This is a genomic window from Pseudomonas sp. Choline-02u-1 (assembly GCF_002836515.1).
In the GTDB taxonomy this organism is placed as follows: Bacteria; Pseudomonadota; Gammaproteobacteria; order Pseudomonadales; family Pseudomonadaceae; genus Aquipseudomonas.
The window spans coordinates 44,455-65,790 of sequence record NZ_PJBC01000008.1 but is presented as its reverse complement, the minus strand read 5'-3'; the positions used below and the strand labels follow the sequence as shown (position 1 = coordinate 65,790).

General features: G+C 59.5%; 19 protein-coding genes. 16 read left to right on the top strand and 3 right to left on the bottom strand.

What is annotated here, in order from left to right:
• Positions 1-313: 313 nt before the first annotated feature.
• From CXF97_RS07660 to CXF97_RS07620, 9 genes are all read left to right on the top strand, one after another.
• Positions 314-1,714: a polynucleotide adenylyltransferase PcnB gene (locus CXF97_RS07660; protein ID WP_178081161.1), complete on the top strand. Its 1,401-nt coding sequence runs from the start codon at positions 314-316 to the stop codon at positions 1,712-1,714.
• 3 nt (positions 1,715-1,717) lie between these two features.
• Positions 1,718-2,203 (top strand): 2-amino-4-hydroxy-6-hydroxymethyldihydropteridine diphosphokinase, encoded by a 486-nt coding sequence (gene folK / locus CXF97_RS07655; protein ID WP_101157637.1) that lies wholly within the window; start codon positions 1,718-1,720, stop codon positions 2,201-2,203.
• Positions 2,204-2,601: 398 nt separating this feature from the next.
• Positions 2,602-3,402, top strand: a complete 801-nt coding sequence (gene panB, locus CXF97_RS07650; protein WP_101157635.1) for a 3-methyl-2-oxobutanoate hydroxymethyltransferase — start codon at positions 2,602-2,604, stop codon at positions 3,400-3,402.
• Positions 3,399-4,259, top strand: a complete 861-nt coding sequence (panC, locus tag CXF97_RS07645) for a pantoate--beta-alanine ligase (protein WP_101157633.1) — start codon at positions 3,399-3,401, stop codon at positions 4,257-4,259. Before panB ends, panC begins: the two co-directional genes overlap by 4 nt.
• A 378-nt stretch (positions 4,260-4,637) precedes the next feature.
• Positions 4,638-6,302: a glucose-6-phosphate isomerase gene (gene pgi, locus CXF97_RS07640; protein ID WP_101157631.1), complete on the top strand. Its 1,665-nt coding sequence runs from the start codon at positions 4,638-4,640 to the stop codon at positions 6,300-6,302.
• Positions 6,303-6,551: 249 nt separating this feature from the next.
• Positions 6,552-8,489 carry an acetate--CoA ligase gene (gene acs / locus CXF97_RS07635; RefSeq protein WP_101157629.1) on the top strand — a complete coding sequence of 646 codons (1,938 nt, stop codon included), beginning with the start codon at positions 6,552-6,554 and terminating at the stop codon, positions 8,487-8,489.
• 143 nt (positions 8,490-8,632) lie between these two features.
• Positions 8,633-9,649, top strand: a complete 1,017-nt coding sequence (locus CXF97_RS07630) for a class I SAM-dependent rRNA methyltransferase (protein WP_101157627.1) — start codon at positions 8,633-8,635, stop codon at positions 9,647-9,649.
• A gap of 220 nt (positions 9,650-9,869) precedes the next feature.
• Positions 9,870-12,821 carry a DUF748 domain-containing protein gene (locus tag CXF97_RS07625; RefSeq protein ID WP_101157625.1) on the top strand — a complete coding sequence of 984 codons (2,952 nt, stop codon included), beginning with the start codon at positions 9,870-9,872 and terminating at the stop codon, positions 12,819-12,821.
• Positions 12,818-13,117 (top strand): DUF2845 domain-containing protein, encoded by a 300-nt coding sequence (locus tag CXF97_RS07620; RefSeq protein ID WP_101157623.1) that lies wholly within the window; start codon positions 12,818-12,820, stop codon positions 13,115-13,117. Before CXF97_RS07625 ends, CXF97_RS07620 begins: the two co-directional genes overlap by 4 nt.
• A gap of 178 nt (positions 13,118-13,295) precedes the next feature.
• Here CXF97_RS07620 and CXF97_RS07615 read toward each other — a convergent pair whose 3' ends face one another.
• Positions 13,296-13,649 carry a BON domain-containing protein gene (locus tag CXF97_RS07615; RefSeq protein WP_101157621.1) on the bottom strand — a complete coding sequence of 118 codons (354 nt, stop codon included), beginning with the start codon at positions 13,647-13,649 and terminating at the stop codon, positions 13,296-13,298.
• 298 nt (positions 13,650-13,947) lie between these two features.
• Positions 13,948-14,385, bottom strand: a complete 438-nt coding sequence (locus CXF97_RS07610) for a pilin (RefSeq protein WP_101157619.1) — start codon at positions 14,383-14,385, stop codon at positions 13,948-13,950.
• A 226-nt stretch (positions 14,386-14,611) separates the two neighbouring features.
• Between CXF97_RS07610 and pilB the strand changes: the two genes are divergently transcribed.
• From pilB to yacG, 5 genes are read left to right on the top strand one after another with little or no spacing between them, the layout of a single operon-like run.
• Positions 14,612-16,312, top strand: a complete 1,701-nt coding sequence (gene pilB, locus CXF97_RS07605; protein WP_101157617.1) for a type IV-A pilus assembly ATPase PilB — start codon at positions 14,612-14,614, stop codon at positions 16,310-16,312.
• A 2-nt stretch (positions 16,313-16,314) separates the two neighbouring features.
• Positions 16,315-17,532, top strand: coding sequence for a type II secretion system F family protein (locus CXF97_RS07600; protein ID WP_101157615.1), 1,218 nt, complete (start codon positions 16,315-16,317; stop codon positions 17,530-17,532).
• Between the two features lies 1 nt (position 17,533).
• Complete coding sequence (locus CXF97_RS07595) at positions 17,534-18,406, top strand: A24 family peptidase (protein ID WP_101157613.1); 873 nt, start codon at positions 17,534-17,536, stop codon at positions 18,404-18,406.
• Positions 18,403-19,026 carry a dephospho-CoA kinase gene (gene coaE / locus CXF97_RS07590; protein WP_101157611.1) on the top strand — a complete coding sequence of 208 codons (624 nt, stop codon included), beginning with the start codon at positions 18,403-18,405 and terminating at the stop codon, positions 19,024-19,026. Before CXF97_RS07595 ends, coaE begins: the two co-directional genes overlap by 4 nt.
• Positions 19,023-19,223, top strand: a complete 201-nt coding sequence (gene yacG / locus CXF97_RS07585) for a DNA gyrase inhibitor YacG (protein ID WP_016773149.1) — start codon at positions 19,023-19,025, stop codon at positions 19,221-19,223. The genes coaE and yacG overlap by 4 nt, the downstream gene beginning before the upstream one ends.
• A gap of 50 nt (positions 19,224-19,273) precedes the next feature.
• Here the strand turns inward: yacG and CXF97_RS07580 are convergent, their stop codons facing one another.
• Entirely contained in the window at positions 19,274-19,963 is a 690-nt protein-coding gene (locus CXF97_RS07580) for an energy-coupling factor ABC transporter permease (RefSeq protein ID WP_101157609.1), read from the bottom strand.
• Positions 19,964-20,152: 189 nt separating this feature from the next.
• Here CXF97_RS07580 and CXF97_RS07575 point away from each other — a divergent pair, with 189 nt between their 5' ends.
• Positions 20,153-20,779 carry a DUF1780 domain-containing protein gene (locus tag CXF97_RS07575; protein ID WP_101157607.1) on the top strand — a complete coding sequence of 209 codons (627 nt, stop codon included), beginning with the start codon at positions 20,153-20,155 and terminating at the stop codon, positions 20,777-20,779.
• Positions 20,776-21,303 carry an MOSC domain-containing protein gene (locus tag CXF97_RS07570; protein WP_101157605.1) on the top strand — a complete coding sequence of 176 codons (528 nt, stop codon included), beginning with the start codon at positions 20,776-20,778 and terminating at the stop codon, positions 21,301-21,303. The genes CXF97_RS07575 and CXF97_RS07570 overlap by 4 nt, the downstream gene beginning before the upstream one ends.
• Positions 21,304-21,336: the final 33 nt, after the last annotated feature.

The window sequence follows — 21,336 nt, the reverse complement described above, 5'->3', positions numbered from 1 at the left end:
GTTTGCTCTTGGCTCCCGATTGGGAGGGTCACGAAGGAAGCACTTCGTGGCGAGGGCACTCAACAAAAACAAGAAGCCCGAATCAATAATAAAAAGAGCACGCAACTACTTCTTGGGGAGCTTCGGCTCCCCTTGTAGTTTCTCCCTTCTGTAGAAAATCCTCCGATCTACCCCGCTCGCCCCCTTGTAACTTGCGGCTTTCAGCTTGAATCTGCTGTCTCCTACACCATCCCCCGACTAAATGCTAGAATCTGCGCCCATCATGCGGTCATTCTTTTGGTATGGCCGAACATTCCTTCAAACAGTGCATCCCATGCTGAAGAAGCTGTTCCAGTCATTCCGAACTCCCGTGCGTCGTACGCAACACATCCGCAGCACCCCTGAAGTGCTCAACAGCGGCCAGCACTCGCTGCAGAAAACGCAATTCAGCCGCTATGCGGTGAATATCGTCGAACGCCTGCAAGGTGCCGGTTACCAGGCTTACCTGGTCGGTGGTTGCGTGCGTGACATGCTGCTGGGCATCACGCCCAAGGATTTCGACGTCGCCACCAGCGCCACCCCCGAGCAGGTCCGCGCCGAATTCCGCAATGCGCGGATCATTGGCCGTCGCTTCAAGCTGGTGCATATCCATTTCGGTCGCGAAATCATTGAAGTCGCGACCTTCCGCGCCAATCACCCGGTCAACGAACACGACGAAGACAGCAATCAGTCTTCGCGCAACGAGAGCGGGCGGATTCTGCGCGATAACGTCTACGGCACCCTGGAAGAAGACGCGCAACGCCGCGACTTCACCATCAACGCCCTGTATTACGATCCGGTCAGCGAGCGCATTCTCGATTACGCCAATGGCGTGCACGACATCCGCAATCATCTGATCCGTCTGATCGGTGACCCGAAGCAGCGTTACCAGGAAGACCCAGTGCGCATGCTGCGGGCCGTACGGTTTGCCGCCAAGCTCAATTTCGGCATCGAAAAGCACACCGTGCAGCCGATCCGCGAATTGGCGCCGATGCTGCGCGAGATCCCGTCGGCGCGGCTGTTCGAAGAAGTGCTCAAGCTGTTCCTCTCCGGTCACGGCGCGATCACCTTTGAAATGCTGGTCGATCTGCAACTGTTCGCCCCGCTGTTCCCGGCCAGTGCCGAAGCGCTGGAATACAATCCGCAATACACCCACACGCTGATCAGCGAAGCCCTGACCAACACCGACCTGCGCATCAAGCAGAACAAACCGGTAACCCCGGCGTTCCTCTTCGCTGCGCTGTTGTGGCCGGCGCTACCGGCGCGCGTGTTGCGTCTGCAGGAACGTGGCATGCCGCCGATTCCGGCGATGCAGGAAGCCGCTCACGAACTGATTGCCGAGCAGTGCCAGCGCATCGCGATTCCGAAGCGCTTCACCATGCCGATCCGCGAAATCTGGGACATGCAGGAACGCCTGCCACGCCGCAGTGGCAAACGCGCCGATCTGTTGCTGGACAACCCGCGCTTTCGTGCCGGTTACGATTTCCTCCTGCTGCGTGAAAGCGCCGGTGAGGAGACCGACGGCCTCGGCGAATGGTGGACCGATTATCAGGACGCCAACGATAGCGAGCGCCGCGACATGATCCGCGACCTCAGCGGCAAGGGTGACGATGCCAGCGGCGCACCGCGCAAACGTCGCCGCAGCGGCGGTTCCAAGCGTAAGCGCGCCGGCGCATCGAGCGCAACGGGCGAATAAGCCATGGAGCGCATCTATATTGGCTTGGGCAGCAACCTCGCTGACCCGGCCGGACAATTGCGCAGCGCCGTCGCGGCGCTGGAGCAATTGCCGCAGACCACCCTCGCTGGCGTTTCCAGCTTTTATCAAAGCGATTCGCTGTTGCCCGGCCAGCCGCGTTACACCAATGCTGTCGTCGCCCTCGATAGCTCGCTTGCTCCGATCGAGCTGCTCGACGCCTTGCAGGCGATCGAGAATGAGCAGGGACGTGAGCGTCTGGAGCGTTGGGGGCCACGCACGCTGGATCTGGATATTCTGCTGTTCGGCGATCGCCTGATCGATGAGCCACGGCTGAAAGTCCCGCATTATCAGATTCAGGAGCGGGCGTTCGTACTCTATCCTCTCGCAGAACTGGCGCCGCAAGACCTGCGGCTTGCCGATGGCCGCGCCCTCTCCGACCTGCTCGCCGCCTGCCCGTTCGTCGGCCTTGAACGCATCTTCCAGCCCTGACCCAAATCCCCCTGTAGGAGCTGCGGAACGCTGCGGTCTTTTGATCTTGATTCTAAAGATCAAAAGATCGCAGCCTCGTTTCACTCGACAGCTCCTACAGTTGATCGGGTGATATTCATGATTCTTGTCAGACAAAAATCCCCCGAATCAGGCCCGCCGCGCCGCTGAATCGCATCAGTAACGCCGGTAACACTGCCCGCGTAACAATGCGGTAACACACGCAATTGACTTCCTGTTGGCTCATCACGACTATAGGCGTCCCGCTGCCGCCAACCCGGCATGAACGGGCGCAATCCAGGCCTTTCAAAGCACGACACAAGACCGTGCGCCTGAGTAGATGAAAAATCACGCGCGTGACTCGCAGCAGTTTCCAGAGCGCCTGAACGAGGATTTTTTACATGCCAGCCATCACCCTGACCACGCTCCAGAGCCTCAAGCAGAAAGGTGAAAAGATCACCATGCTGACCTGCTATGACGCGACCTTCGCACATGCCTGCAATGAGGCTGGTGTCGAAGTGCTGCTGGTCGGCGACTCCCTCGGTATGGTCCTGCAGGGTCACGACAGCACTCTGCCGGTGACCACGGCGGAAATGGCCTACCACGTCGCCAGCGTCAAGCGCGGCAATGGCGATGCCTTGATCCTCGCCGACCTGCCGTTCATGGCCAATGCCACCCTCGAACAAACCATGACCAACAGCGCCCTGCTGATGCAGGCCGGTGCGCACATGGTCAAAGTTGAAGGTCAGCTGTGGCTGGCGGAGTCGATCCGCCTGCTGGCCGAACGCGGTGTCCCGGTGTGTGCGCACATGGGCCTGACCCCGCAGGCGGTGAACCTCCTCGGTGGCTATAAAGTGCAGGGCCGCAACGAGAACCAGGCGCGCCAGATGCGTGCCGATGCGATCGCGCTGGAGCAGGCCGGCGCGGCCATGCTGCTGCTCGAATGCGTGCCGAGCGAACTGGCAGCGGAAATCAGCCAGGCCGTGAGCATTCCGGTGATCGGCATCGGCGCCGGCAACGCTACCGACGGCCAGGTACTGGTATTGCACGACATGCTCGGCCTGTCGATCACCGGCCGTGTACCCAAATTCGTCAAGAACTTCATGCACGGTCAGGACAGCATCCAGGCTGCGTTGAAGGCTTACGTCAACGAAGTCAAAGCCACCACATTCCCCGGCATCGAACACGGATTCTCTGCATGAACACCGTCAAAACCGTACGCGAACTGCGCGCCGCCGTCGCCCGCGCGCGCAGTGAAGGCAAGCGTATCGGCTTCGTGCCGACCATGGGCAACCTGCACAGCGGCCACGTTGCGTTGATCACCAAGGCCACACAGCGAGTGGACTTCGTGGTCGCGAGTATTTTCGTTAACCCGCTGCAATTCGGTGCCGGTGAAGACCTCGACAAATACCCGCGCACCCTCGCAGCCGATCAGGAAAAACTCCTCGAAGCCGGTTGCGATCTGCTGTTTGCGCCAACCGTTGAAGAAATGTATCCCGATGGCATGGCCGGTCAGACCCGGGTCAGCGTGCCGCAATTATCCGAAGGTCTGTGTGGCGCCAGCCGTCCGGGGCACTTCGAAGGCGTGGCGACGGTGGTCAGCAAGCTGTTCAACATGGTCCAGCCAGATCTGGCGATTTTCGGCCAGAAGGATTACCAGCAACTGGCAGTCATCCGCGCGCTGGTGCATGACCTGAACATGCCGATTCAGATCATCGGCGAGCCGACCGTGCGTGCAGCGGACGGTCTGGCATTGTCGTCGCGCAACGGTTTTCTCAATGAAGACCAGCGTGCCGTGGCACCGGTGGTCTACCGCGTGCTGAGCAACATTGCCGAAGCGATCAAGCAAGGCGAACGCGGCTATCCGGCGCTGATCGCTACGCAGTTGCAAGTGCTGGAAGCCGCGGGTCTGCGTCCGGATTATCTGGAGATCCGCCATGGCCTGAGCTTGCGTACGGCGACGGCGGAAGATCGCGATCTGGTAATTCTGGTAGCAGCGTTCCTCGGCACCACGCGGTTGATCGACAACCTGCATCTGAATCTCGACAGCCCGATTTAAACAGCAACGAATTTCCCTGTGGGAGCGAACCTGCTCGCGAAGGCGGTGTATCAGCGACTTATAAGTTGACTGACACGACGCCTTCGCGAGCAGGCTCGCTCCCACAGGTGTTTTCGGTGCTGCAGAAATTATCGTCGGGCATGCCGGGTGGGTGGAAGTCTTCCGCGCATCTCCGTTTGTCGGGCAGATTCCACTGCGAATGTTAAAAAAGTACAGGGATCTGGTCAGACAAAGTCAAGACAGAACGCAGCGCGAGGTTTACTGTATTCGCCCTGTGTCCAGTTATCGTGTCGACGCAGTTGATCCCATGCGATAAAAGGCATGGTTGATCTGTACCGTGTTCAAAAGGCCGTTCAAGTAAAAAGGAAAACCGCAGCGATGGCGTACTACCGCACTCCTCACGACGTTACCGCTCTGCCCGCCTGGCAAGCGTTGAAAGATCACCGCCAAGCGATGCAGGATTTCAGCATGCGCGAAGCCTTCAACGCCGATCCGCAGCGTTTCAATCAGTTCACTCTCAGCAGCTGCGGCCTGTTTCTCGATTATTCTAAGAATTTGATCAACGCCCAGACCCGCAACCTGCTGGTGGGTCTGGCCAACGAAGTCGATCTGAAGGGCGCAATCAAAGCGCTGTTCGACGGCGAAATCGTCAACGCCTCCGAAGCCCGTCCGGCCCTGCACACCGCCCTGCGCCGCCCGGTCGGCGACAAGTTGTCGGTCAACGGCGTCAACGTGATGCCGGAAGTGCACAAGGTACTCAACCAGATCACCGATCTGGTCGGCCGCATCCACGACGGCCTGTGGCGCGGCTACACCGAGAAGCCGATCACTGACGTGGTCAACATCGGCATCGGTGGCTCGTTCCTTGGCCCCGAACTGGTGTCCGAAGCGCTGCTTTCCTACGCGCAGAAAGGCGTGCGTTGCCACTATCTGGCGAACATCGACGGCAGTGAGTTTCACGAGCTGACGCAGAAACTGCGCGCCGAGACCACGCTGTTCATCGTTTCGTCGAAGTCGTTCAACACCCTCGAAACCCTGAAGAATGCCCAGGCTGCCCGTGCGTGGTACCTGGCGCAGGGCGGTTCGGAAGCCGAGCTGTATCGTCACTTTATCGCCGTCTCGAGTAATAACGCGGCAGCCGTGGCGTTCGGTATTCGCGAAGAAAACATCTTCCCGATGTGGGACTGGGTTGGCGGCCGTTACTCGCTGTGGTCGGCGATTGGTTTGCCAATTGCCCTGGCCATCGGCATGTCCAACTTTAAGGAACTGCTGTCCGGTGCCTACACCATGGACCAGCATTTCCAGACCGCGCCGTTCGAACAGAACATGCCGGTGCTTCTGGCCCTGCTTGGCGTCTGGTATGGCAACTTCTGGGGCGCGCAAAGCCACGCGATCCTGCCGTACGACCACTACCTGCGCAACATCACCAAGCACTTGCAACAACTGGACATGGAATCCAATGGCAAGAGCGTGCGTCAGGACGGCACCTCAGTATCGACCGATACCGGTCCGGTAATCTGGGGCGGCGTCGGCTGCAACGGTCAGCACGCTTACCACCAGTTGCTGCACCAGGGCACCCAGCTGATTCCGGCTGACTTCATCGTGCCGATCGTCAGCTTCAATCCGGTTTCCGACCACCATCAGTGGCTGTACGCCAACTGCCTGTCGCAGAGCCAGGCACTGATGCTCGGCAAGACCCTGCCAGAAGCCGAAGCCGAACTGCGCGACAAAGGCATGAGCGAAGACGACGTGCGCAAACTTGCGCCGCACAAGGTGATCCCGGGCAACCGTCCGAGCAACACGTTGGTGGTCGAGCGCATCAGTCCGCGTCGCCTCGGCGCACTGGTTGCCATGTATGAACACAAAGTGTTCGTGCAGAGCGTGGTCTGGGGCATCAATGCCTTCGATCAGTGGGGCGTGGAACTGGGCAAGGAGCTGGGCAAAGGCGTCTACAACCGTCTGGTCGGCAGCGATGAAACCGTTGCCGATGACGCCTCGACTCAGGGCCTGATCAACTACTTCCGCGGGCGTCATCGCGGGTGATATGACTAAGTTGGTCACAAAACTGTGGTCAACATGGTCCGAATGTGGGAGCGGGCTTGCTCGCGAACGCGGTGAATCATTCAGCCTCTTTGTTGACTGACACACCGTATTCGCGAGCAAGCCCGCTCCCACAGTTGTTCTGTGTATGCCTGAATTCCATGATCGCCATCGACTTCCTGTTCAGGCTTGAACCCTTCGCCCTCTCGGCGCATCTTTATTCGTGTCGCACCACAAGAATAAGGAATCGTCATGTTCGATATCAGCACGTTCCCCAAAGCCGATGCCGTGCGCCAGGCTGCTCAGTTGAGCCAGGACGAGTATCGGCGCCTGTACCGCGAATCGATTGAACACCCCAGCGCTTTCTGGGCCGAGCAGGCCACACGTTTTCTCGACTGGAGCACACCGTGGCAGACCGTGCAGCGCTATGACCTGAAAACCGGTGAAGCGGCCTGGTTTGCCGGCGGCAAGCTCAACGTCAGCTACAACTGCATCGACCGTCACCTTGACCAACGCGGCGAGCAGACGGCCCTGCTCTGGGAAGGCGATGACCCTGGCGAATCGGCGCAGATCACCTACAACAAACTCCATCACCACGTCTGCCGGCTGGCCAACGTGCTGAAAAGCCGTGGCGTGAAGAAAGGCGATCGGGTCTGCATCTACATGCCGATGATTCCCGAAGCCGCCTACGCCATTCTCGCCTGCGCGCGAATCGGCGCGATTCATTCGGTGGTGTTCGGCGGCTTTTCTCCGGATTCCCTGCGCGACCGGATTCTCGATGCCGACTGCCGCACCGTGATCACCGCCGATGAAGGCGTGCGCGGCGGCCGCTTTGTGTCACTTAAAAATAACGTCGACAAAGCCCTGCAAAGTTGCCCGAACGTCAGCACCGTGGTGGTGGTCGAGCGCACTCAAGGCCAAGTCGATTGGGTCGAAGGCCGCGACCTCTGGTATCACCAGGCGGTGCGTGAGGCCAGCGACGACTGCCCGCCGGAACCAATGGACGCTGAAGACCCATTGTTCATCCTCTACACCTCCGGCAGCACCGGCAAACCCAAAGGCGTGTTGCACACCACCGGCGGCTACTTGCTGCAAGCAGCGATGACCTTCAAATACGTGCTTGATTACCGCGACGGCGAAGTGTTCTGGTGCACCGCCGACGTCGGCTGGGTTACCGGCCACAGTTACATCGTCTACGGGCCGCTGGCGAACGGTGCGACGACATTGATGTTCGAAGGCGTGCCGAGCTACCCAAACAGTTCGCGGTTCTGGCAAGTGATCGACAAGCACAAGGTGAACATTTTCTACACCGCGCCGACCGCCCTGCGTGCGTTGATGCGTGAAGGCGCCGAACCATTGAAGGAAACTTCGCGCGCCAGCCTCAGATTGCTCGGCAGCGTCGGTGAGCCGATTAACCCCGAAGCGTGGGAATGGTATTTCAATGCCGTCGGTGAACAGCGCTGCCCGATCGTCGACACCTGGTGGCAGACAGAAACCGGCGGCATCATGCTCAGCCCGCTGGTCAGTGCCCAACGAATCAAGCCCGGCTGCGCGACGCAACCGATGTTCGGCGTGCAACCGGTGTTGCTCGACGAAGTCGGCAAGGAAATCAAAGGTGCCGGCAGCGGCGTGCTGGCGATCAAGTCGAGTTGGCCGGCGCAGATTCGCAGCGTCTACGGCGATCCGCAGCGGATGATCGATACCTACTTCAAGCCCTATCCCGGCTATTACTTCACCGGCGACGGCGCCCGCCGCGACGAGGACGGCGATTACTGGATCACCGGACGCATCGACGACGTCATCAACGTCTCCGGTCACCGCATCGGCACCGCCGAAGTGGAGAGCGCCCTGGTGCTGCACGACAGCATCGCCGAGGCCGCCGTGGTCGGTTATCCCCACGACGTCAAAGGCCAGGGCATCTACGCGTTCGTCACTCCAATGAACGGCACCGAGGCCAACGAAGCGTTGAAAAAAGACCTGCTGGCGCACGTCAGCAAGGAGATCGGCAGCTTCGCCAAACCAGACCTGATTCAGTGGGCGCCGGCGCTGCCGAAAACCCGATCGGGCAAGATCATGCGGCGAATCCTGCGCAAGATTGCCTGCAATGAACTCGACAGTCTAGGCGACACTTCAACCCTGGCTGATCCGAGTGTGGTGCAGGATCTGGTCGACAAGCGTTTGAATCAATAGCTTCAAAAGCTTCGCGAGCAGGCTCGCTCCCACAGGTGATCGCATTGCACTGTGGGAGCGAGCCTGCTCGCGAAGGCCATCACGCGATCCCCCGGCAAACTGTTAAACTCCCGCGCCCCAATTCCCCTCAGCAAGGCGCCCGCATGTCTTCCTTGAATCAGGCGCTGCGCGCCGCCCTCGATCAACGCCAGGACCTGCTCGCTGCGCTGCACAGCCAGGGCACCGATTGCTATCGGCTGTTCCATGGCAGCCAGGAAGGTGCCGGCGGCCTGACCATCGACCGCTACGGCCCGCAACTGCTGGTGCAGAGTTTTCACCAGACGCTCGAACGTGATGATCTGCTGCAACTGCACGCCATGGTCAACCAGACGCTGGGCTTCGACAGCCTGCTGGTCTACAACGACCGCTCCCGTGGCAATTCGCGGATCGATCGCGAAGACAGCGTCTATAAAGCCGATGACGCTGCACTGGCCGATCTGGTCGGGCATGAATGGGGCCTGAACTACCGCGTGCGCGGGCGTCATGCCGGGCAGGATCCGCTGCTGTTCCTGGATCTGCGCAACACCCGCGGCTGGGTCAAGGATCACGCGCCAGGCAAAAGCGTGCTCAACCTGTTCGCCTATACCTGTGGCGTTGGTCTCAGCGCTGCGGCGGGCGGTGCGCGCGAAGTGTGCAATCTGGATTTCGCCGAGGGCAATCTGGCGGTTGGTCGTGAGAACGGCTTACTCAACCCGCAACTGCCGCCGATGCAATTCATTCAATCCGATTACTTTCCAGCCATCCGCCAACTCGCCGGCCTGCCGATCAGCCAACGGCGCGGGCAGAAACTGCCGAGCTATCAGCGCCTCGAACAGCGCCAATACGATCTGGTGCTGCTCGACCCGCCGGCATGGGCGAAAAGCGCGTTCGGCACGGTCGATCTGCTGCGCGATTATCAAAGCCTGCTCAAACCGGCGCTACTGACCACCGCCGACAACGGCGTGCTGATCTGCTGCAACAACCTGGCGAAAGTCAGCATGGACGACTGGCGCGAACAAGTGTTGCGCTGCGCCGAGAAGGCCGGGCGGCCGGTGCGCGAGTGGAGCGTGATGCCCCCGGGCGCCGACTTCCCTTCGCAGGATCAACAACCGCCGTTGAAGACGTTGATTTTGCAACTGTGATTGCCGATTCACGATTAGCCACACTCCATTGTGGGTGCGAGCTTGCTCGCGGAAGCGGTGTATCGGTCATCAAAAAGGCTGCCTGATCCGACGGCTTCGCGAGCACGCCGCCCCAACATGGAATATTTTCCTACAGAGATTTCTGAACAATCCTGGCCCACATCAAGCACTTCGGAACCAGAATCGCGTGCCATACTCCAAGGCACTCCGATTCAGACAGATGAAGCCGCACATGCCCAAAGGATTGATTCGCGCGATTGGCGCACTGCTGACAGCCCTGGCCCTCTACAGCCTGCTGGGGTTTCTGATCCTGCCGGGCATTGCCTTGCGCGTGGTCAACCAGCAACTGGCGAACTACGCGACGGTGCCAGCGCATCTGCAGCGCATCGAGCTCAACCCGTTCAGCCTTGAGGTCACCTTGTGGGGCCTGGTCATCGGCGAGCCGGGCAAGGAGCAGGTCGGCTTCGATCGCCTCTATGCCAACTTGCAAATCGACAGCCTGTGGACCAAGGCGCTGCACCTGTCGGACATCGAACTGGACAAACCCAAGAGCGAAATCCTTTTTGCCAAGGACGGCAAGCTCAACCTGCTGGGTCTGTTCAACGTGCCGCCGAGTGAGCCCACACCCGCCGATCCCGACGCCAAGCCGTTTCCGCTGCGCATCGACAACATCAAACTGGCCGGCGGCGTTGTGCATTTCGAAGATGTGCGCCCCAGCGAGCCGATCGAATTCCTATACGACGATCTCAGTTTCGAGCTGAAAAACCTCAGCACTCTGCCCGAGGACAGCGCCGACATGACCCTCGTCGCGATCGGCCCCGCTGGCGGACAGATCGACTGGACTGGCAACTTCAGCCTGATCCCGTTCACCTCCGAAGGTACCTTGAAAGTCACCGATGGCCAGATGAAATCCTTCTGGCCTTACGTACGCGACGCGGTGCCGCTGGTGCTGGAAAACGGCGTAGTCAGCCTCAGCACCGAGTACAAACTCAATTTGTCGAAACAGACCGAATTACTGCTGAACAACGTTGCGGTGAGCATCGCTCCGTTCGCCATCAAGGCCCCGGATGGACGCCCACTGGCCAGGCTCGAACGTCTCGACGTCAGCGAAACCTCGCTGGACCTTGCCAGGCAGCAAGTGGTGGTCGGCAAGATCCGCAGCAACAAACTGGAAACCTGGGCCGCGCTGGAAGCCGACGGACAACTGGACTGGCAGAAGCTGTTCGCCAGTCAGCCTTCGAAACCTGCTGCCAAAGCCGCCGCCGAACCGGCCGATGCCCCGGCTGCCGCCGACTCGCCGAAGCCTGAATCGACTGCAGCGAGCAAGCCATGGCAGGTGCTGGTCAAGGACGTGCAACTGCGCAACTACACGGTCCATCTCGCTGATCGTTCGGCGCAACCGGCGGTGGCGCTGGACATCACCCCGCTGAACGTCGACCTGCAGGATTTCGACAGCCTCAATGCCTCGCCTTTCAAAATCAAGCTCGACAGCGGCCTGGGCAAACAAGGCAAGATCAGCGCAGACGGCACGGTGAATCTGGCCCCGGTCAACGCGCAACTCAACGTAAAAACCCAAGACGTCGACTTGCGCGTCGCGCAGTCCTACATCAACCCGTTCATTCGTCTGGAGCTGCGCAGCGGCATGCTCGGCAGTGACCTCAAGGTCGACCTGAAAAGCACCGAACCACTGGCGCTCAGCGTCACCGGCCGCGCGCAGATCGATCAACTGCACACCCTCGATACGCTCAAGACCCGCGACTTTCTCAAATGGCAGCAAGTGGTGGTGGACGGCATCAACTATCAGCACGGCAACAGCCTGTCGATCGACAAGGTCAACCTGTTGCAGCCCTATGTGCGATTCATGATCAACGACGATCGCACCACCAACGTCGATGACCTGCTGATCCCGCAACCGGCCGACAGCGCAGCAAAAAGCACCGCAACCAAACCAGTCGGCAAGGACAAACCGCTGGGCATTCACATCGGTGCGATCGCCATCAACGACGGTTCGGCCAACTTCGCCGACTTCAGCCTGACCCCGAATTTCGCCACCGCCGTGCAGCAGCTCAACGGCCAGATCGGCACTATCGACAGCCGTCAGGCAAAACCGGCCAGCGTCGACATCAAAGGCAAGGTCGACCGCTACGCGCCGGTGACTATCAAGGGTGCGGTCAATCCGTTCGACCCGATGGCCAGTCTCGACATCGCCACCAGCTTCAAGCGCGTCGAACTGACGACCCTGACGCCCTACTCCGGCAAATTCGCCGGATACCGCATCCGCAAGGGCCGGCTCAACCTTGACCTGCATTACCTGATCACCAAGGGTCAATTGAAGGCTGAGAACAAAGTTGTCGTCGAGCAACTGCAACTGGGCGAGAAAGTCGACAGCCCCGATGCGGTGAGTCTGCCGCTTAAACTGGCGATCGCCCTGCTCAAGGATGTCGACGGCAAGATCTCCATCGAATTGCCGGTGACCGGCGATCTGAATAATCCGCAGTTCAGCGTGATGCCGATCGTCTGGCAGACGCTGCGCAACCTGATCGTCAAGGCCGCCGCCGCACCGTTCAAGATGATTGGCGGACTGGTCAGTGGCGGCGGCTCCGAAGACCTCGGCACCGTATCCTTCGCGCCGGGTTCCAGCGACTTGAACAAAGACGCCGAAGCGGCGCTGGTGAAACTGTCGCAAGCACTCAAGGAACGTCCGGCGCTGCGCCTGGAGATCGAAGGCACTGCCGCAAAAAGCAGTGACGGACCGTTGCTGGCCGAGCAACGTCTCGAACGTGAATATCAGTACAACTACTACAAGATGCTTCAGCGCCGTGGCGACAAAGTCCCGGCCCAGGCCTCACTGCTGCAAGTACCTGAAAGCGAGAAAGGAGCCTTGCTCGAAGGCATCTACCGCACCCGCCTGAAAACCCAGCCACCGGCAGAATGGAAAGACCTGGGCAAAGAGGAACGCACGGCGAAAATGCGCCAGGGCGTTATCGCGTTCTGGAGCGGCAGCGATGTGCTGCTGCGTCAGTTGGGCCAGGATCGCGCCAGCACCATCAAGGATTACCTGGTCGACAAGGGCAAGCTCGAGGATGACCGCGTCTACTTCATCGACGCCAACCTCGGCGAGGCCGAAAGCGATGGCCGCGTGGTTACACAAATGCACCTGGATGCAGAATGACCGTGCGTAACTGGCTGGCGGTGCTCGCTCTGACGTGCGCCGCCGGCCACGCGTCGGCTTCGGATACATTGCGCTGTGGCAGCCAGTTGATCAGCCTCGGCGACCGCGCAAGCGAGGTGCTGCAAAAGTGTGGAGAGCCGGTGAGCCGTGACGTGCTTGGCTACAAGCGCAGTGCCAATCGCCGCGAGGAGTTTCAGGTCGAGGAATGGTCCTACGGCCCGAACAACGGCATGTACCAATACCTGCGCTTTGAAGGTAACCGCCTGCGGCAGATCAACAGCAAACGCGGTAACTGAGAAGATCAAAAGATCGTCCGATCTTTTGAGTCTCCAAATAGAACAGGCCCCGACACAAGTGCCGGGGCCTGTAATGGTCACATCCGTGTGACCGTTCGCATGAACTCTAAAGTTGCGGCAGACGTATTGCTCGGCCCGTCTGTCGCGTCTTCTCCCGGTTCAGGCGAGAAGTCTTGCCTTACTCGGCTTTCAGGCCGTCAGCGGAGACCGCTTTAACGCCTTTGATTTTCTTGGTGATGTTCACAGCGGTGGTTTTCTGAGCTTCGGTAACAGCTACGTCAGAAGACAGGGAAACTACACCTTTGTTGGTTTCGACTTTGATGTCGGTGCCTGGAATACCTTTTTCGGTAACCAGATCGCTTTTCACTTTGGTAGTGATCCAGGTGTCGGAAGTAGCTTCTTTGGCCTGAGTCATTTCACCGGCAGCCAGAACCATTGGCGACTGGGTAGCCTGAGTGGTCTGGGCGAAAGCGCCACCAGCCATGGTCAGGGTCAGAGCGGTAGCAGCGGCAGTGATAGCGAACTTCTTCATACGAGTAACTCCTGTTTTTACTGGAAGTCTGCTGTAACGCTTGTCAGCAGGGTTACCGGAGATAGTGCGAACGCTGTGCCAACTTTTTCCGTCGTATAAAATCGTTTAAAAACAATGAGTTATGAAAAACCGTGAATTTCATTTTCATGCAAAATGCATGACTCGAGTGAAATTCACATGCAAGTTGCGGTTTTCCGGAAAGTTCATAAGTCGCTGAAATTATTGGAGCTTTTGTGAAGGGGTCTGAAACGAAAATGCCCCGCAGTGCGGGGCATTTCCAGTTCGGACAGCAACGTGATTACGCACCGCTGGCCGTGCAGCCTCGAGGAGCGTAGTCCGAGTTTACGGTTGTCGCGCAGGTCCATACTCCGGAGGTATTACCCGTAGCAGCACCGGAACGAGAGAGAGTCACGGTTCTCCCCAATACCGGACCCGGTGCATTGAGCAGAGTGCAGGTAATCGAACCTTCGCCAGTCGCCGCTGTACCCGTGACTGCCAACGTACAGTTGGAAGTGGCAGTCGTACCGTTAGCCACGTTGGCCAGACTCGGCGCGGTGCCCTGATTGATCGTGTCCTCGAACGGCACTTTCAATGCACTGATCTCCGCCAACCCCGCCGTCACCTTCGACCGCGCCTGATACTTCGAATACTGCGGCAGGGCGATCGTCGCCAAAATACCGATGATCGCCACAACGATCAGCAGCTCGATCAATGTGAAACCTTGTTGTTTTTTCATAAACACGCTCCATGCATGAGTCGAAATCTCATGATCTGAACAAGGCTCAGCACAGCCCATGCCAACGCCTTTCAGGCCCCGCCCGCTGGGCGCGCGCAATCCGCTGTGCCGTTTCCTACAACCTGTAACCGCACTATCTGACACTTTTTGTCACCTGCACGGGCCGTGTTTGGCGCTGTCACTTGACTAGGCTATAAGTCATGAACGGCAAGCGTGCGGGATCCCCATGAATGACATCGCTCTGAGCGGTCTGGCCAAGCAATTGGTCCAGGCCGAACTGCTCACGGAAACAAGTGCCCGGCAATCCTGGGCGCAGGCCCAGCGCAATCGTGTGTCGCTGGTCAATTACCTGGTGCACAACAAACTGGTCAACAGCCGGCAGATCGCCGAGATCGCTTCCGAACATTTCGGCATGGCCCTGCTCGATCTGCATTGCCTGGACAAAGAAACCCAGCCCAAGGGGCTGGTCAGTGAAAAACTGGTTCGTCAGCACTGCGCCCTGCCGCTGTGGCGGCGCGGCAACAAACTGTTCGTGGGGCTTTCCGATCCGAGCAATCAGCAGGCGATCAGCGACATCCAGTTCAGCACCGGCCTGAGCACCGAAGCGATTCTGGTCGAGGACGACAAGCTCAGCGACGCCATCGACAAGTTCTTCGACAGCCACACCTCGGGCCTGGAAGAAATGGCCGATGTCGATCTCGACGGCCTCGACGTCGAATCCATCGATGACAGCAAAAAGGACGTTATCGGCGGCCTCGATGCGGACGACGCCCCGGTCGTGCGCTTCGTGCATAAAATGCTGCTCGATGCGATCAAGAGCGGCTCTTCCGACCTGCATTTCGAGCCCTACGAAAAAAACTATCGGGTGCGCATGCGCACCGACGGCATGCTGCGTGAGGTGGCCAAGCCGCCAATCCAGTTGGCCGGGCGCATTGCCGCGCGTTTGAAGGTAATGGCCAGTCTGGATATTTCGGAACGGCGCAAACCGCAGGACGGGCGCATCAAGATGCGTCTGTCAAAAAGCAAATCCATCGATTTCCGCGTCAATACCCTGCCGACGCTGTGGGGTGAAAAAGTGGTGATCCGGATTCTCGACCCGTCCAGTGCGCAAATGGGCATCGACGCCTTGGGTTACGAAACCGAACAAAAGGCCTTGTACCTCGCTGCGCTGAAACAGCCGCAAGGGATGATTCTGGTCACCGGCCCCACCGGCTCCGGCAAAACCGTGTCGCTGTACACCGGGCTGAACATCCTCAACACCGTCGACATCAACATTTCCACCGCCGAAGACCCGGTGGAAATCAACATGGAAGGCATCAACCAGGTCAACGTCAATCCTCGGCAAGGGCTGGACTTCGCCCAGGCGCTGCGTTCGTTTCTGCGCCAGGATCCGGACGTGATCATGGTCGGCGAGATCCGCGACCTGGAAACCGCCGAGATCGCGATCAAGGCTGCGCAGACCGGCCACTTGGTGCTGTCGACCCTGCACACCAACAGCGCGGCGGAAACCCTCACGCGCCTGCACAACATGGGCATTCCCGGTTTTAACATCGCCACCTCGGTCAGCCTGATCATCGCCCAGCGTCTGGCGCGCAAGTTGTGCGCGCACTGCAAGCGGCCGCTGGAAATCCCGCACGAAACCTTGCTCAAGGAAGGCTTTCCCGAGGAACGCATCGGCCATTTCACGATCTACGAGCCGGTCGGTTGCGATCACTGCAACGGCGGTTACAAAGGACGCGTGGGGATTTATGAAGTGGTAAAGAACACACCGGACCTGCAACGGCTGATCATGGCCGAGGGCAATTCGCTGGAAATCGACATTCAGATGCGTCGCGACGGCTTCGCCGATCTGCGCACTTCGGGGCTGCACAAGGCCATGCAAGGCATCACCAGCCTTGAGGAAATCAACCGGGTCACCAAGGATTGAACATGGCGGTCAAGGCAGCGAAAGTCAGCGTTTACGCCTGGGAAGGCACAGACCGCAAAGGCAGCAAGGTCACTGGAGAATTGAGTGGGCAGAATCCCGCACTGATCAAGGCGCAGTTGCGTAAACAGGGGATCAACCCCGGCAAGGTGCGCAAGAAATCAGCGTCCCTGCTGACCTTGGGCAAACGCATCAAACCGCAGGACATCGCCCTTTTCACCCGGCAGATGGCAACGATGATGAAGGCTGGTGTACCGCTGTTGCAGTCCTTCGACATCATCGGTGAAGGCTTCGAAAACCCGGCCATGCGCAAGCTGGTCGATGAGGTCAAACAGGAGGTCGCGGCAGGTAACAGCTTTGCCACCGCCCTGCGCAAAAAGCCGCGATACTTCGACGAGTTGTACTGCAACCTGGTCGACGCCGGCGAACAGTCCGGCGCCCTCGACACCTTGCTCGAACGGGTCGCGACCTATAAGGAAAAAAGCGAAGCGCTCAAGGCCAAGATCAAGAAAGCCATGACTTACCCCACCGCCGTGGTGCTGGTGGCGGCTGTGGTAACGGGCATTCTGCTGGTCAAAGTGGTGCCGCAGTTCCAGTCGGTGTTTTCCGGGTTCGGTGCCGAACTGCCCGGCTTCACCCTGATGATCATCAGCCTGTCGGAATTCATGCAACAGTGGTGGTGGGCGATTCTTTTGGTATTGGTGGCGGCGTTTTTCGGTACTCGCCACGCGCTGAAGACTTCACAGGCCCTGCGCGACCGTCGTGATGCGTGGCTGCTGAAACTGCCGCTGGTGGGCACTTTGATGTACAAGTCCGCCGTCGCGCGTTTTGCCCGAACGCTGTCGACCACATTCGCAGCCGGTGTGCCACTGGTGGAAGCGCTCGACTCGGTCGCCGGCGCCACCGGTAACGTGGTGTTCAAGCGTGCAGTGCTGCGGGTTCGTCAAGACGTGTCGACCGGCATGCAACTGAATTTCTCGATGCGCAGCACCGGTGTGTTTCCGAACATGGCGGTGCAGATGACCGCCATCGGCGAGGAGTCCGGGGCGCTGGATGACATGCTCGACAAGGTCGCCGGCTTCTATGAAGCCGAGGTCGATAACATGGTCGACAACCTTACCAGCCTGATGGAGCCGTTCATTATGGTGGTGCTGGGAGTCATCGTCGGTGGTCTGGTGGTGGCCATGTATCTGCCGATTTTCCAACTCGGCTCAGCGATCTGACATGCCTATCGACGAACTGTTTGCCGTGTATCCGCTGGCCTTTGTGGTCACCGCGCTGCTGCTCGGGCTGGTGGTGGGGAGTTTTCTCAATGTGGTGGTCTGGCGTCTGCCGAAGATGCTTGAGCGCGACTGGCGCCAGCAAGCCCATGATGTGCTCGGCCTGCCCACCGAAACGCCTGTGCCGACTTACAACCTGATGCTGCCGCATTCCGCATGCCCGCATTGCGGACATCGGATCCGGCCGTGGGAAAACATTCCGCTGCTCAGCTACCTGTGCCTGCGCGGTCGCTGCTCGGCCTGCTCGGCGCCGATCAGCAAACGTTACCCGCTGACCGAATTGGCCTGCGGCCTGCTCTCGGCATTCATCGCCTGGCACCTGGGCTTTGGCTGGCCGGCAGGTTTGTTGATTTTGCTGACGTGGGGCTTGCTGGCGATGAGTCTGATCGACTGCGAACATCAACTGCTGCCCGATGTGCTGGTGCTGCCGTTGCTGTGGCTGGGGCTGATCGTCAACAGCTTCGGCGTGTTCGTGGCGTTGCCCGATGCATTGTGGGGCGCGGTCGCGGGTTATCTGGCGCTGTGGTCGGTGTTCTGGCTGTTCAAACTGCTGACCGGCAAGGACGGCATCGGTCATGGCGATTTCAAGCTGCTGGCCCTGCTTGGGGCGTGGGGTGGTTGGCAGATCCTGCCGCTGACGATTCTTCTGTCTTCCTTGGTGGGGGCGATTTTGGGTGTCGTCATGCTGCGTCTGCGCGCTCAGGAAACCTCGGCGCCGATCCCGTTTGGGCCCTTTCTGGCAATTGCCGGCTGGATTGCCTTGCTCTGGGGTGGTCAAATAACCGACTTCTATTGGCAGTCTGTCGGTTTGAAATGAATACCCTTGTGGAAAAACCCTGGATTCTTGGCCTGACCGGCGGCATCGGCAGCGGTAAAAGCGCGGCGGCCCAGCACTTCATCGACCTCGGTGTGCATGTGGTGGATGCCGATCATGCGGCGCGCTGGGTGGTCGAGCCGGGGCGTCCGGCGCTGGCGAAGATCGCCGAACATTTCGGTTCCGGCGTATTGCAGGCCGATGGCACGCTGGACCGTGCCGCCCTGCGCACGCTGATTTTCGAGGACGCCGAACAACGGCGTTGGCTCGAAGCGCTGCTGCATCCGCTGATCGGCGAAGAAATCGCTCATCATCTGGCGCAGGCAAAATCGCCTTACGCGATTCTGGTTTCGCCGTTGCTGATCGAGTCCGGGCAATATGCGATGACCCAGCGCATCCTGGTCATCGATGCGCCGCAACAACTGCAGATCGAACGCACCCTGCAGCGTGACCAGACCAGCGAACAACAAGTGCAGGCGATCCTCAAGGCGCAATCGAGCCGTGAAGACCGCCTAAGCCGCGCCGACGATGTCATCGTCAACGACCGTGACCTCGCGTGGCTGCACAGCGAGGTCGAGCGCCTGCATCACTTTTACCTGACTTTATCCGGAGGCCAAGCATGAGCCAGATTCCAACCGTTGAATGCCCAACCTGCGGCGCCCCCGTCGAGTTCACCCCGGCGAACAAATTCCGTCCGTTCTGCTCCGACCGCTGCAAACTGATCGACCTCGGCGCCTGGGCCTCGGAAGAACACAAGATTCCAGTCGCCCCGGATGCTGAAGACGAACTGTTTTCCGGCGATTTCGACCCGCGTCACTGATCGCCGTCCAGGCGCGTATAAAGCCCGCGAGCACGGCGGTTCGATGTGGATCAGGATTTCGGATCGTCGTCTTTCCACGGTGCCGACAGGTAACGGGTGCGGTTGAAGGTCTCCAGCCACTCGGGGCAGAACACCACCAACGCGCTGACGACCATGCCGTTGATAAAAGCTTCGGGGAACAGCAGCAACCACAGGTAACCGACGAAATCCTCCAGCCATTCCGGCATGGCAAAGAGGCCGTCGTACCAGAGCAGTGTCAGGCTCAGGATCAGACACAACAGGCCGGACAACGCGGCGGCGAAAAAGCCCGAACAGAAGATGTAAACGAACGGATTTCGTGGCTGCGCACGCTCGACCAGAATCGCCACGCACTCGGTGATCAGCACCGGCAGCAGAATCAGCAAAGCGCCATTGACGCCGACCGCAGCCAGATCCTGACGGCCCAACAGCACCAGCCCCACCTGCGCGACCAGTCCACCAATGATCGCCAGCGGCCAATCGAGCAGCAGGGTGACCGCCGTCATGCCAATGAAGTGATAGGACACACCGGTATCGAAATCCCTGCGCACCAGCCACAGCAGGAACAGCGCGAACACCGTACCGAAGAGCAAATGCTGCCGGCGGCTGTCGCTGAACAGCTCGACCCATGGCGCGCGGACGATCGCCCAGAGCAACACCGGCAGATAAATCAGCCAGCCGAGCGTCAGGCTTGCCGTTGAAAGCAGTTCGGCACCGATCATGATTCCCTCACCTGCCACTCGACACGTTTTTTGTAGGAGCTGCCGAAGGCTGCGATCTTTTGATCTTGTTTATAAAAGCAAAAGATCGCAGCCTTCGGCAGCTCCTACAAGGGCGCAATCGCGCGACGTTTATGTCTGGGCCGATGCAAAGCTATCTGCATGTCGCATTTGGACGCTAAGCTTGGGCTTATGGATGATTCAGATTATTTACGCCTGCTGACCATCGCGGCCGAGCAAGCCAACGCTTTCCTGTCCAATGCCCGCAAATGGGAGCGTGAGCGTTGGGTCTGCCAGCGCCTGTTGCAAGGCTTGAATATCCCCTACCGTACCGACGAGTTCGCCCCGGCCGGCGAGCCGCCGGACGTGTTGTTTCGCGATGCCAATTTCGAAGTTTTTTTCGTCCTCGATGAAGGCCGCCGCCTCAACGATGAATGGCGCGACGAACTGCAGCGCCGACGCAGCGCCTTCTCTCTAAGCCAACTGGTGCGCCGCGAAGCCAAGCCAAAACGCATCCCGGCCAATGAATTCCTCCTGCGCCTGGCGCCGACCCTGCGCAAGAAGGCACATAACTACAAGGAACGCGGCATGGATCTGGGTGAGTTGGACATCATCGCCTTCGCCAGCCTCAAGCGCGAAGTGCTGGACCTCAACAGTCATTTTCCGCCACCGACCGAATATCTGCGTCAGGGCTGGCGCTCGCTGTCGCTGGTCGGCCCGACGTTCGCCCGCGTGCTGTTCGCACACCCCGACGCACCGGACTTTCTGCGCAGCAACCTCGGCCGTAGCATCGTCTTCGACGTGGGCATCAGCCTGTGACGCCGCTGCAGCAATTGATTGCCGATGTTCCCCAGTCGGGCCGCGTGCGCTGGATCGGCGTGCGGCCCGAATCCCGAGGGCCGATGCTGGAGCTCGACGCGGTTGAGGCGCGCCTGGAAGCCGGGCTCACCGGCGATCACGCCCGCCCCGGCGTTCGCAATGCGCGGCAGGTCACGCTGATTCAGTGGGAGCACCTGGCGGTGATCAACGCCTTGATGGGCCGCCCCGATGACGAACCGATCCGGCCTGAAGATTTGCGGCGCAATCTCGTTATAAGCGGAATCAATTTGTTTAGCCTCAAGGGGCGGCGCTTTCGCATCGGGCAGGCAATACTCGAAACCACTGGCTGGTGTCAGCCTTGCGCACGTTTGCAGAACAACCTTGGCCCGGGCACTTTTCAAGCCGTGCGCGGGCATGGCGGAATCACCGCCCGGGTGTTACAAAGCGGCATCATTCGCCTCGACGATAGCGTGTGCGTCGAACCGGTTCCGGACAGCGGCTTTGCTGCGTTCCACCCCGGCTGAAAACCGCTGTAGCCTGTGTTCATTCAGTAACGT